12 protein-coding genes are annotated in these 12,255 nt (G+C 67.6%); 4 read left to right on the forward strand and 8 right to left on the reverse strand.

Annotated elements, in window-relative coordinates:
• Positions 1-2: 2 nt before the first annotated feature.
• Positions 3-449 (reverse strand): MarR family winged helix-turn-helix transcriptional regulator, encoded by a 447-nt coding sequence (locus tag PV781_RS07895; protein ID WP_274775081.1) that lies wholly within the window; start codon positions 447-449, stop codon positions 3-5.
• 137 nt (positions 450-586) lie between these two features.
• On the opposite strand from PV781_RS07895, the gene PV781_RS07900 reads away from it, so the two are divergent.
• The 3 genes from PV781_RS07900 to PV781_RS07910 all read left to right on the forward strand — a co-directional run bounded on the left by PV781_RS07900 (position 587) and on the right by PV781_RS07910 (position 4,291).
• Positions 587-1,696 (forward strand): site-2 protease family protein, encoded by a 1,110-nt coding sequence (locus PV781_RS07900; RefSeq protein WP_274775082.1) that lies wholly within the window; start codon positions 587-589, stop codon positions 1,694-1,696.
• 144 nt (positions 1,697-1,840) lie between these two features.
• A complete protein-coding gene (locus PV781_RS07905; RefSeq protein WP_274775083.1) occupies positions 1,841-3,493 on the forward strand; it encodes a sensor domain-containing diguanylate cyclase in 1,653 nt (550 codons plus the stop codon).
• A 15-nt stretch (positions 3,494-3,508) separates the two neighbouring features.
• Positions 3,509-4,291 carry an SOS response-associated peptidase gene (locus PV781_RS07910; RefSeq protein WP_274775084.1) on the forward strand — a complete coding sequence of 261 codons (783 nt, stop codon included), beginning with the start codon at positions 3,509-3,511 and terminating at the stop codon, positions 4,289-4,291.
• A gap of 5 nt (positions 4,292-4,296) precedes the next feature.
• Here the strand turns inward: PV781_RS07910 and PV781_RS07915 are convergent, their stop codons facing one another.
• From PV781_RS07915 to PV781_RS07945, 7 genes are all read right to left on the reverse strand, one after another.
• Entirely contained in the window at positions 4,297-4,959 is a 663-nt protein-coding gene (locus PV781_RS07915; protein ID WP_274775085.1) for an MBL fold metallo-hydrolase, read from the reverse strand.
• A 110-nt stretch (positions 4,960-5,069) separates the two neighbouring features.
• A complete protein-coding gene (locus tag PV781_RS07920; protein ID WP_274775086.1) occupies positions 5,070-6,104 on the reverse strand; it encodes a class I SAM-dependent methyltransferase in 1,035 nt (344 codons plus the stop codon).
• Between the two features lie 160 nt (positions 6,105-6,264).
• A complete protein-coding gene (locus tag PV781_RS07925) occupies positions 6,265-7,290 on the reverse strand; it encodes a hypothetical protein (protein ID WP_274775087.1) in 1,026 nt (341 codons plus the stop codon).
• Positions 7,271-8,107 carry an alpha/beta hydrolase gene (locus PV781_RS07930; RefSeq protein ID WP_274775088.1) on the reverse strand — a complete coding sequence of 279 codons (837 nt, stop codon included), beginning with the start codon at positions 8,105-8,107 and terminating at the stop codon, positions 7,271-7,273. Before PV781_RS07930 ends, PV781_RS07925 begins: the two co-directional genes overlap by 20 nt.
• A 143-nt stretch (positions 8,108-8,250) precedes the next feature.
• Positions 8,251-9,588, reverse strand: a complete 1,338-nt coding sequence (locus tag PV781_RS07935; protein ID WP_274775089.1) for a DUF3422 family protein — start codon at positions 9,586-9,588, stop codon at positions 8,251-8,253.
• Positions 9,589-9,680: 92 nt separating this feature from the next.
• Positions 9,681-10,295 carry a histidine phosphatase family protein gene (locus PV781_RS07940; RefSeq protein WP_274775090.1) on the reverse strand — a complete coding sequence of 205 codons (615 nt, stop codon included), beginning with the start codon at positions 10,293-10,295 and terminating at the stop codon, positions 9,681-9,683.
• A gap of 97 nt (positions 10,296-10,392) precedes the next feature.
• Positions 10,393-10,701, reverse strand: coding sequence for a hypothetical protein (locus PV781_RS07945; RefSeq protein ID WP_274775091.1), 309 nt, complete (start codon positions 10,699-10,701; stop codon positions 10,393-10,395).
• 243 nt (positions 10,702-10,944) lie between these two features.
• Here PV781_RS07945 and PV781_RS07950 point away from each other — a divergent pair, with 243 nt between their 5' ends.
• Positions 10,945-12,168, forward strand: coding sequence for a hypothetical protein (locus PV781_RS07950; RefSeq protein ID WP_274775092.1), 1,224 nt, complete (start codon positions 10,945-10,947; stop codon positions 12,166-12,168).
• Positions 12,169-12,255 lie beyond the last annotated feature (87 nt).

Consider the following 12,255-nt stretch of genomic DNA (forward strand, 5'->3'; position numbering starts at 1 on the left):
GCTCAAGGCTCCTCCCCCCGGTTGGACTGGCACAGATTGCTGCGCACGCGCGTCAGCACATCCCGGAACATGTCCCGCTCCGCCGGGCTGAGCCCCGCCAACGCATCCTCGCGGGCAAGGGAGGCGGCGGCTTTCACCCGTTCCAGCAACGGCTCGGCTTCCGGCGTCAGGCAGACGATCTTGGCGCGCCGATCGGTGGGGTCGGGCTCCCGCACCACGAGCCCGCGGGCCTCCAGGCGATCCAGGAAGCCCACCATGGTCATGGGCTCCACATTCATCCGCACCGCCAGGGCGCCTTGGCGCAGGCCCGGATTAATGTTGACGTGGGCCAAGGTGCGGGCCTCCCCGGCGGTGAGGCCAAGGCCCGCCTGATCAAAGGCACGGTCGATGCGGGCACGGTAGAGGCGCGCGGCATCGACAAGCAGGAAACCGAGAGGAAGTTCCGTCATAGCCAGGACAACATAATGTAAGTTAGCCTTACTATCAACCGATCCCATCCCCCCTCATTTTCACCTTGGGTCACCTGTCGCATTGGCGGGACAGGGTCCACGCCTTATCTCAGGGGCCACACGGCACGGAGGTCGGCATGCCCTGGTCACTCACGCTCGGACGGATCGGCGGCACCGCCGTTCGCATCCACGTCACCTTCCTGCTCTTCCTCGTCTGGATCTGGGCGGCTTACTACCGGCAGGGCGGCGCCCAGGCCGCCTGGGATGGCGTGATCTTCGTCGCGCTCCTGTTCCTGTGCGTGCTGTTGCACGAGTTCGGCCACGCCTTCGCCGCCCGGCACTATGGCGTGAAGACCCCCGATATCACGCTCTGGCCGTTCGGCGGCATCGCCAGCCTGGAGCGCATGCCGGAGAAGCCATCGGAGGAACTGGTGGTGGCCATTGCAGGCCCGGCGGTGAACGTGGTCATCGCGCTGGTGCTCATCCTCGTGCTCGGAGCGACCACCAATCCCGACGAACTGATGAAGATCGAGGACCCCGCCACCTCCATGCTGGCCAAGCTCGCGGGCGCCAACATCTTCCTCGTGCTGTTTAACCTCATTCCCGCCTTCCCCATGGATGGCGGGCGGGTGCTGCGGGCCCTGCTGGCCATGCGGATGGGCTTTGCCCGGGCGACCTCCGCTGCCGCAAGCATCGGCCAGGCGCTGGCGGTGGCGTTGGGGCTCATCGGCATCTTCACCAATCCCATGCTGATGATCATCGGCGTCTTCGTCTTCCTGGCGGCCTCCGGCGAGGCGGGCCAGGTGCAGCTGAAGGAAGCCTCGCGCGGCCTCATCGTGTCCGACGCCATGATCACCCATTTCGAGACGCTCGGTCCGCAGGCGACCGTGGATGACGCGGTCGAGGAGCTGATCCGCACCACGCAGAAGGAATTCCCGGTGGTAGACGGTGCGGGCCGGCTGCGCGGTCTCTTGACCCGGGACGCAATGATCCGCGCTCTGAAGGATCCTGGTCCCGCCACCGCCGTCATCAATGTGATGCAGGCGGACATTCCCACCGTGGACGCCCGCGCCCGCCTGGACGCGGCATTGACCCTTATCACCCAGTCCCGAGCGCCAGCCATTGGCGTCACCGACAGCACCGGGCGGCTGATCGGCCTGCTTACGCCGGAAAATGTGGGCGAGCTGATGGTGGTGCATGCCTCCCGGCCTGCAAGGCCCACGACACCCTGGGCGCGCAAGGTGTGAGAGGAACGCCATCCATGCCGTTGACGGACAGGCGGCGAACCCCCACGGTCGCTCACCGAGGGAAATGACATTCCCACCGCGCGGGGGAGCGGCCACATCTTGCTGGATGGCTTCAACAATCGTTTTCGCCGGCTGCAGGATCGCATGCCCATCGCGCAGCAGATCAGCCTGGTGGTGGCCCTCATCTGCATGCTCGGTCTGTCGGGCCTTGCGCTCTTCTCCGCCCGCGTCAGCCGCCAGGAAATGAGCGGGCATGTCCGCGCCGACATGGAGCGGGTCGCGGCGTCCCTGTCCGGGCAACTGGAGCGGGATCTGAATGAGCGCCTGTCCGACATCCGGCAGCTGGCGGACATGCAGCCCTTGACGCCCGCCTGGGAATCGGGCGTCAGTTCGCTGCGCTCTGTGCTCAGCCAGCTTCAGAGGATGATGCCGGTCTACGCCTGGATCGGCTTTGCCCGCCCCAGCGGCATTGTGGTGGCCGCTTCGCAAGGGCTGCTGGAAGGCGAGGACGTCAATCATCGTCCCTGGTTCAGCGAGGGTATGAAAGGCCTGTTTGTCGGCGATGTGAACGTGGCCCCGGCGCTGGAAAAGCTTCTTCCACCACGCCCGGACGGGGCGCTGCACCGCTTCGTCGACGTCTCCTTTCCTGTCCACTCATCCGAGGATCACCTGCTCGGCGTGCTCGGGGCACATCTGTCCTTTGCCTGGGCGGATGCCGCCCGGCGGCGGGCGCTCGACGACGAGCCTGGGCTTGAATTGTGGATCGTTGGCGCAGACGGCACCATCCTGTCTGGCCGCGACGGCGGTCCCTCGCCCTTTGGTCCCGAACAAATGGCCCGCTTCCGGGCGGAGAATAGCGGCACGTTTGAGGAAACCGACGGCGACGCCACCATCCTCGTCGGCTTTTCCCGCATCGATAGCGACCCAAAGATCGCGGCGCTGGGCTGGGTGGTCGTGGCGCGCCAGGATGCTGCCATCGCCTTTGGCGGCGCCAACCGCATCGCCGCCTCCATTCTCGGGATCGGCGCCCTGGTGCTGCTGGTGAGCATCTCTCTCGCGCTTGGCCTGACCCGTCTTCTGTCCCGACCGCTGAAGCAATTGACCATCGCCGCCCAGGCCATCGGTCGCGACCCCTCCGTAACCATGCTGCCGCGCGTCAGCGGCAGCCTCGACGTGTTGCATCTGTCCGGTGCCTTGCGCGCATTGCTGCGCCGCCTGGACATCGCCGAGCATCGGTTCCTGACGACCCAGCAGGCCCATAAGGAGGAAGTGGAGGCGCTGCGGCAGCTGGCCGACACCGACCCCCTGACCGGCCTTCTCAACCGCCGCTCCTTCCTGTCCATGGCCGAAGGGGCGTTGCAGGGCACCCGCAGCACCGACAGCCTCGGCATCCTCATGGCCGACATCGATCACTTCAAGGCCGTCAACGACACCTATGGCCATGCGGCGGGAGATGCCGTCATCCGGTATGTGGCGGCCACCATCGGTGCCAATCTGCGGGTGCAGGACCGGGTGGCCCGGTTCGGCGGCGAGGAATTCGTCGCCTTGCTGATGAATGTGGACGAAGCCGGCACCCTGGCCCTGGCCGAGCGCATCCGCTCCAGCATCAATGCCCAGGCCGTGCGCTTCGAGGGTCAGGACATCCGGGTGTCCATCAGCATCGGCGTTGCCATTGCCGACCCCTCCGACGGCGATCTCGACGCGATCATCGAACGGGCGGACTTTGCTCTCTATGATGCCAAGACCTCAGGCCGGAATAAGGTGGCGCTTGCACGGCGACCGTCGCGCGCCTCCTAAAGGGGGGAGAGCGGGATGTGCAATCTCTACAGCGAAGTGAAAGGTCAGGCCGCCATTCTCGCCTGGGCCCGGGCAATGCGGGACGCCACGGGCAACCTTCCGCCCCATCCGGCGATCTTTCCCGACCAGATGGCCCCTGTGGTGTGGACCGCGCCTGACGGCGTGCGCGAGCTCACCCGGATGCGTTGGGGCTTTCCTCCGGCGCCCGGCCTCGGCACGCGTCCGGTGACCAACGCCCGCAACCTTGTCAGCCGCTATTGGATGCCCTGGACAAAGCCGGAGCGCCGCTGCCTCGTCCCCGCCACCAGCTTCTGCGAGTATGATGAACGGGCGAGCGAGGGGACCACGAAGGGACCTTCGAAACGGCCCATGTGGTTCGCGCTCGATCCCTCGCGGCCCCTCTTTGCCTTTGCCGGCCTCTGGCGGCCCTGGACCGGCACGCGAGGCCCGAAGGCTGCCCCAGAGGAGGGCGAGCACCAACTCTTTGCGTTCGCCACCTGCCCTCCCAACGCAGAGGTGGCGCCCATCCATCCCAAGGCGATGCCGGTCCTGCTCACCACGCCGGAGGAGCTGGAGGTCTGGCTGCGCGCCCCCTGGGACGAGGCGCGCCACCTGCAGCGCCCTCTGCCGGACGGCGCGCTCCAGATCGTCGCGGATGGCAAGCGCGAGGATGGCCTCGACGCAGGGGAGCCGCCCCCCACCACCGCGACACCCTCCGTCATGGGGGCCCCCGCGCCAGAGGCGGCCGCGCCCTCCCCTGTCGCGGCGAAGCCCAGACAGCTGGGCTTCGACCTTTAGGCGGTCTACTCCGCGATGAAAGGGTTGGAGGCCCGCTCGTCACCAATGGACGTCACCGGCCCATGCCCGGGCAGGCAGACCATATTGTCGCCCAGCGGCAGCAGCTTTTCGCGGATGCCCTGGATCAGCTGATCATGGTCGCCATAGGGGAAGTCCGTACGCCCCACCGAACCACGGAAGAGGGTGTCGCCGACGATGGCCACCGACGTGGGCTTGTGGACGAACACCACGTGGCCGGGCGTATGACCGGGCACCTGCAGCACATCCAGCACCAGTTCCCCCAGCTGAACCGTGTCGCCCTCCGACAGATAGAGGTCCGGCGTCACCGGCCGGGCATCGGGGAGCGCGAAGCGGGCGGCGGAAGCGGGCAGGTCGTCCAGCAGGAACTGGTCGGCCGCGTTCGGCCCCACCACAGGCACGCCAAGGCTTTCCGCCAGGGCGGCGGCGCCCGCCGCATGGTCCACATGGCCGTGGGTCAGGAGAATCTTGTCGACCGTGATGCCGGTTTCCGCCAAGGCGGAGCGGATCCGGTCGAGGTCGCCGCCCGGGTCGATCACCGCGCCCCGGTTGGTGGCCGTGCACCACAGGATGGAGCAATTCTGTTGGAAAGGCGTCACCGGAACGATGGCGATCTGGATCGGCGGCTTGTCGGGGGAAGAGGTGGGCATGGCGTGTCCGAGGCTGTGCCCGGCGCCGGCCGGGACGTCTTTCATGCGCATAGGGCCTCACGCCTCTGGGTTCAACCGCAGTCGAACGCGGGCGCTGAAAGGAGGATGCACTACCCCACTTTGCGGATGATCAGGCCGAAGCAGGTGGATGCGAAGCCGTCGATCATGAGCTTGAGATGCTGCGGCGCCTCCCGCCAGGAGGGCACGCTGGCGGGCAGGTCGTCCGCATAGGGCGGCACGTCGATGAAGCGGTCCAACCGGCCAGCGCCCACATCGAAGTCGAGGGGCGCCACCTCATGGCCCTTGGCGGAGAGGCGGGCGGCGAGATCCGTGAAGTGGCGGCGCTGAAACAGCACGGTCGGCCAGTTGTCGATGGTGGCGTCGTCGCGCAGAAAGTTGAATTCGGTCGAATGCACCGCGATGCCGCCCGGCTTGAGCGTCTCGAGCGAGGCCTCGATGAAGGCAAGGCCATTGGCGATGGAGCCAAGGTGCTCCAGCGCGCAGATGGACCAGCAGAAATCGAAACTGCGCAAGCTCCGGTCAATGGCGTTCATGTCCATGAACTTCAGGTGAACCATCCGGTCGAACGTGGCTCGGTCCACCAAATGGGGCTTGAAGGCATGATCCAGCGTGCTGGCATGTTGGGTTGTGCTCACCCAGCCCCGCGCCAGGGCCTCGGCAGGATCGAGGTCGGTCACGGTCACGTCGATGCCGAGGGCCGCCATGGCGCTGGGCAACGGCTCCTCGCCGCAGCCGAAGCCCAGCCCCCGCGCGCCGGGCACCAACGCACCGCGTTCGCTGAGGGCCTGCATGACGTAGCACAGCTCCCAGACCTTGCGGTGATAGAGCGGAGCCATGCCCAGGCGCGCGCTCCAATACGCGACCCAGGGGGCCTCGATGTCCGCTTGCGTGGAGGGCTTGCTGGCAAGGCCGACAAAGCCCGGTTCGGCCGGAACCCTTCCGGCGCGAGCCTCGTAGAGTTCGCGTGCCAGCTCGTAGCCGAAGAACTTCACGTTGAGCTTGATGGCTTCAATGTCCTTGGCCATCGCCCACAGGCGATTGATGTTGGGCGTGGCGTCCGCGCGGACCAGATCGAGGAGCACGTTCAGATTGGCTTCGGTGTCGGCGGACTTGGAGAAGGGCATGGTCTCCCACTTTCTGCCGGAGCGCGACTACGGCATCCAGGAAAAGGTGCCGGAACGCCAAAGCCATTTGGGCGGTATTTTTTTCGCCTTGAGCGCATCACTCTAGTGACGGTGTGTCCCAAGGGGAAGCACGAGGGGAAGCACGGCCCGCCGGCCCCGCTCAGGGGCCTTGCCTGAAGCCGATTTCTCCGTGCACCGCATCAAATAGAACCTGATAGTGGCGGAAGACGAGGCCGCCGGAATTGAAGCCTTTCACGCTGCCATGAGGCGGGGCGTAGCGGTAGCGATTTGCCCAGAGCTGGCGGCCGGCCTTCACGGTCAGGTCCATCGCCCCTTCGACCCGCGTCCGCACCAGCGCGCCGCGCGGGACGGGGCTGTGCAGCAAGGCCGGTGAAAGGTCCGGCGTCTGGAAGCTGCCACTGCCGGCTCCCGTGTCAAAGACGGTCCCGAAGCATCCCTCCGGCCCTCCGTTCACAGAAAAGCAGGTGGGGACGGACTTGGTGTTCCACGCTTTCAGGCCGGCGGGCTGCGCACCGTCCGCGGCTGCGAAGGGGACACGCTTGAAGCCGGCTGTGTTCTCAGGCGTGAGGCCGACCACCAGGCGAGGCTGGACGGCGGGGTCGGCCACATCGTCCGCGACCACGATGAAGCCCGACGCGAGGTTGCCGGGCAGCTGGGCGAGCGGATTGAAGACCGGCAGCGGATTGTAGGCGACGCCCATGACGCCCATCTGCTGCGGTGCCCAGCCGGGGCAGCGGGGCACCTCAGGTTTGCAGGTGATGGACCTCACCACATGGACCGCGATGGGCGCCGCTGTCGCCACGTCCGGCTGGGAGCCGGGGAAGGCGACGCGGGCATAGCCGAGCACCCCGGTCAGCACATTGCCGCTGGTGTAGGAATAGTTCAGCGGCGTGTCGGTGAGTTGCACCTTCGGACCGATGGCCTCGGCGCGGATCCGCAGGCCCGTCGAGCCGGTGTCCAGCAGCACGCCGCCCGGCGGCCCGCCGGCCACCGACACCGCCACGAAATTGGCAAAGCCACTGTCTCCCGGCCGATCGAGGAGGGGAATGACGGCGCTCTCCTGAAGGGCCCTCTCCTGCGCCTCCGACCCGGCGGGAAGAAGCGCAAGGAGAAGCGCCGTCCCGAGGGCGCGGCGCCAGTTCCCGTCAAGCCTGAGCGGCGGCATTTCGGGCCATGTCGGCAAGACAGGCGACCAGGGGCGAAGCGGGGTCCGCCAATTGTTCCACCAAGGTGAAATGGTTGGTGCCCTCCACCACATGGGCCACCGTCGCGGCCCCCTGCGCGGCCCAGCCGGACGCCAGGTCCCGTCCCTGGCGGAGGAATTCGGCGCTTTCCAGTCCTCCGGTGAAGGTCTCGAACCGCCGCCCCTTCGGCACCGGCCACAGAGCCGGGGAGAGCCTGCGGGCCTCGTCGGCGGTCAGGTGCAGGCGGTCATTGAGGCTGGTTTGAACCAGGGGCTCCACCTCATAGACGCCGGAGATGCCGGCGCCGGCGGGGACGATGTCGTCCGGCACGCGGGGATCGATGTCGCTCCAGGAGGTGGCGGTGAGGCATGCGGCCAGATGTCCACCCGCCGAATGGCCGGTCACGGCGAAGCGGCGGCGGATGCGGTGGGTGAGGCAGACGGCCGCGCTGCGCGCCTGGCTGACGATGGTGTCGAGGGGCACGTCGGGTGCAAGATCATAGCCGGCGAGCGCGACGCCGATGCCATTCTTCAGCAGCCCCTCGGCGGCGAAGGTCAGGTCACGGGGATGCATGTACTGCCAATAGCCCCCATGGATGAACAGCACCACGGGCGCATCCCGCGCCGTATCAGGCCAGATGATGTCGAGGATCTGGCGCGCGGTTGGCCCATAGGGGATGCCAAGGTCCGCTGCCACCGCCTCGCCCCGCAGGCGGGCCGATCGGGCATGCCAATCGGCGAAAATGTCCGCCCAGTTCGGAACGCGGGCACGGTTGTTGTATTCGGCTTCAAAATCCAAGACCTGTCCTCCTGTCACAGGCACGCCGGACGGCGCTTATGCGCCTGGTGCGCGTCCATGCCTGCTGAAGATGCCGCCCAACGGGGCGGCCGGTTTGAATGCTCCATGTCACGCGAACGTTCCGGCGTGCCGCACCCGGATCTTCAGTCGTGATCGCCATGGGCGCGCCGGATCCGGCGCACCACGTTCCACACGAAGAGGACAGCAACAGGCACAGCCAGAGCCGTCACAAAGCCGGGATTGAGGGCAAAGCCCAGTTGGTGGTCGATGCCGCTCTGGTGAATGCCCTCCGCGGTCAGATGGACGAGACTTGCCACATAATAGCTGATGGCGGCGACCGAGAGGCCTTCCACGGTGCGCTGCAGGCGCAGTTGCAGACGCGTGCGCTCGTTCATGGACACCAGCAGATCCCGGTTCTGCTGCTCCACCTCCACGTTCACACGGGTGCGCAGCAGGTCGGCGGCGCGGGCCAGCTTGGCCGATATGTCCGCCTGCCGCGCCTCCACTGCGGCGCACGTCCGCATGGCCGGTGCCATCCGCCGATCAAGAAATTGCTGCCAGGTGGGAAAGCCTGGAATGGGTTGCTCCCGCACGGTGGCAAGCCGCAGCTTGACGATGTCATGATACGCCCGACTGGCGCCGAACCGGAACAGCGAAGCGGTCGCTCCGGCCTCAAGCTCGGCGGCGAGCACCACCAGTTCGTCCAGCATCCGCGCATTGCCGGCCAGACCTTCGGAATGACGCATCTCGCCCGTCATACGGGCCAGCTGCGCCTCGATGCGGGTGATGTCCGGGCCAAGCCGCTGCGCCTCCGGCAGGCCGAGCAAGGCGAGCAGACGATAAGTCTCGATCTCCAGGACGCGCTGGACCAACGCCCCCGCCGCCTCTGTCCCCAGCCCCCGGTCCCGCACCAGGATGCGGACAAAACCCGACGGATCGGGCTTGAAGTCGGTGGCGATCTCGGCGGCGCCGTCATTCACGTCTGAGCGGGCAAGGCTCGCCGGATCGAAGACCGCCTCGAGATGGAAATCCTCAGCCGTGTCTGTGACGAGGTGCAGATCGACAGCAACCAGGAGCGGACCGGGCTGGGGAATCTGGGTGAGCGGGCTCGCAAGGGCAAGGGCTGGCGGTTGGAACGGCAGCAGGCCGGGCGCCAGCTCCGTGGAAGGCAGATCCCAGGTATAGGTGGAGAACTCCGCATGGTTCTCCCAGCGCAGGATCGCCCCCCCCAGTTCCACCCTGTGATGCTTGGCGCCGGGAGCGGGACCGGCGACGCCGCGCTCGGCGCAGAAGGCCTCCACGCCCTCCCGGGCGGAGTGCGGATGGGCCGCGTCTGTGAGAAAAGCCACATGCAGGTAACGGCGCGGCGTGCTGGCGGGAAAGAAGGGCCGTGCATGAAGCTCGGCAAGCACCGCCGCCCGCAGCGGATGCGCCGCCATCGCCCGCCCCTCGCCAATGCCGAGATCCGCGGCCTCCGCCATGACCACCCCCTTGTTGCTCTCCCCGCAGAAGGGCTGACATGCTCAAGCGGCACTGGCAAGCGCGGGCGCCGACGCGTGAGAAGATGTCGCGGCTAGGAGGGTTGGAGGTGCGCCGTGTCATTGCAGCGAACGAGGCAAGCCTCGGTGCCCGTCCATTCGATCACATTCATCGTGCAGGGATCCTGCTTGAAGCGCCAATAGGCGCTCAGGGGCAGCCCAAGGAGATGGCAGAGCAGCACGCGGTTGACGCTGTCATGGCCGACGAGCACCACGCTGTCGCCAGCGTGATGGGCGAGAACATAGCGCAGGAGGTCCGACGCGCGCACCAGCACATCCTGTAGCGACTCTCCGCCGGGAAAGCGCACCAGATGGGGGGCGCTGCGCCAGAGCGCATAGGTCTCCCCGTCCTCGGCCTCCGCCTCCTCGTGGGTTTTCCACTGCCATGCGCCGTAATCAATGTCGCTAAATTCAGGACGGGCATGGGCATCGATGCCGCACGCCGCCGCGATGGCGGCTCCGGTGGCGATGCAGCGACCGAGGGGACTGGTATAGACGGCCACCGGCCGGAAGGCGGTGGCAATGCGAGCGGCCAAGGCATCCGCCTGGCGCTCGCCCGCAGGCGAGAGCGCCACTTCCACCCGGCCGCGGAACCGTTCGGGATGAATGCCGGGCACGAGCCCGTGGCGGGTCAGGATCAAGGTGGTCAAGGCAAACTCCCCTCAATGGCGAGCTTAACCTAGACTTTGCCGATGACACTTGTCTCGCAGCCTGGCGGCGCGGATGCCGCCGCGCCGCCAGGGCTTCTCATCGGGTGCGGGGCGTCGGGTCGTGGGCCGGGCCGCCATGCGGATCGGTTACGCGATGGGTCTTGGGCTTGGCCTTGCCAGTGGAATAGGACGTGTTCTGGGGAACGCCCAACACACCCTTCACGCCGCCAGCGACGCCACCTGCGACACCTCCGACGACGCCGCCCACGGCCCCGCCGACTGGCCCCGCCACATCCTGCCCCGTCGCCGCGCCTTGCTGGGCGCCGCGCACCACGCCCTGGGCCGCAACGGGGGAAGCCGTGAGCGCGGCGATGCCAAGGGCCACGAAAATCATGCGTGTCTTCATGATCATATCTCCCTTTCTGGCATCAGAACGGAGGCAGACCGGCAGCGGTTCCCAAGGGGAACGGGCTCCAGCCTTGCTCCGGGGCCTGTGGTCGCTCACATTGGCGTCAACGGGATTCCCTCATGTCGCCGCGACCCCTCTGCTTCCCCTCCGGCCAGTTGGCCGACCTGTCGAGATCCTCCGATTGCCCGCATTCGGCCAGCCTCGCGCGGCCACTGCCGGAGTCCCGGGAGCGTGCCGGCTGTGTCGGCGCCTCTCTTCTTCATTCGGCGCGAGCGCTGCGCATCGCAAAGGCGGACGAACATGGCTGAAGACCCCTCCGTTCCGCCGAAGCGCCGCCGCCGCAAGCCGGCGCCCCTGCTCCTTCCCTTCGACGATGCCGCTGCAGCGCCCGTCGAGGGCACAGCGCAGATGAATGAGGCGGCACCGGTCCTCGCCGATGCGCCGCATCACGAAGTGGAAACGCCCGTCGCTGCCGTCGAGACGGAAGACCCGGCCCTGTCGTCCGCGCCGGCAGAGCCTGTTGAGGATGAGCCCCCCTCCCCGCCCCGGCGCAGAAAGCGAGCCAAGGCCGCCCCGGCCCCCGTTGAAGCGGCCGCGCCTCCCGATGCCGATCAGGAAGAGCCTCAGTCCGAGCCCGCCACTGCGGGGGAAGCGGAGCCTTCGTCCGCGGCCCTGGCGGCTCCTGCGGCGGCCAGCCCTTCCGCTGAGCTCGTGACGCCGGGTGACATGGCCGAGCCTCGGGTCGTGACCGCAGGAACAAACGCTGTGCCTGCGCAGGCGCCGCCCGACGGCAGCGCAGGCGAGGAGGAGGTTTCAGGCAAAGGAACCGCCTCCGCTGTGGCTGAAGCTGAGGAGTCACAGGTCGAGGTATCCGCTCCGGTGACGGAACCGGATGGGTCTGCCAACAAGGATTACGTGCGCATGCACGCTTTGCCCTCGGAGGATGAGCCCGCAGGCCAGCCGGCCGACAGTCCGCACAGTCTGGAGGCCGCGGGCACCGCCGAGACGACGGAGGATGGCCCGGCCACCGCGGTGTTACCTCCCCTGGGGGAGGTCGACGAAGAAGGAGCCCTGCACGGCGAGAGGAAGGCAGAGACGACGCAAGCGGTGATCGCGCTCGACGCCACACTTTCCGAACGGACTGCGCCCGCTGTCCCCGCGCCCCAGTCTGTCCCGGCCAATCCGCCTGAGCCCCCGGCCGTGCGCGCGCCCCCGAAGGCAAAGGCGCGGCCTGCCCGCGCTTCGGCCATGCGTGGGCAGAAGCGCCTGCGCATCGGGGGGGTGGAAATCGGCGCCGCACAAGCTGGTGCATTGGCGCTTGGGGCGCTGGCCATCGGCGCCTTGGCCATTGGCGCCCTCGCCATTGGGCGCCTCGCCGTGGGCCGCGCCCAGGTTCGCCGCCTGGAGGTGGACGAACTGGTCATCGGCACGGTGAAGGAAAAGGACAAGCCGCGCCGTCGCTGACAGGCCGTGCTTGGGACATCGAGGCCCCCAGCTTTTTCCGCCCTGCGCCGGACCCCAATGGGCCCGGCTTGCCCTTCGCAGCGCGAC

Source organism: Aquabacter sediminis (assembly GCF_028863665.1).
Taxonomy (GTDB): Bacteria; Pseudomonadota; Alphaproteobacteria; order Rhizobiales; family Xanthobacteraceae; genus L1I39.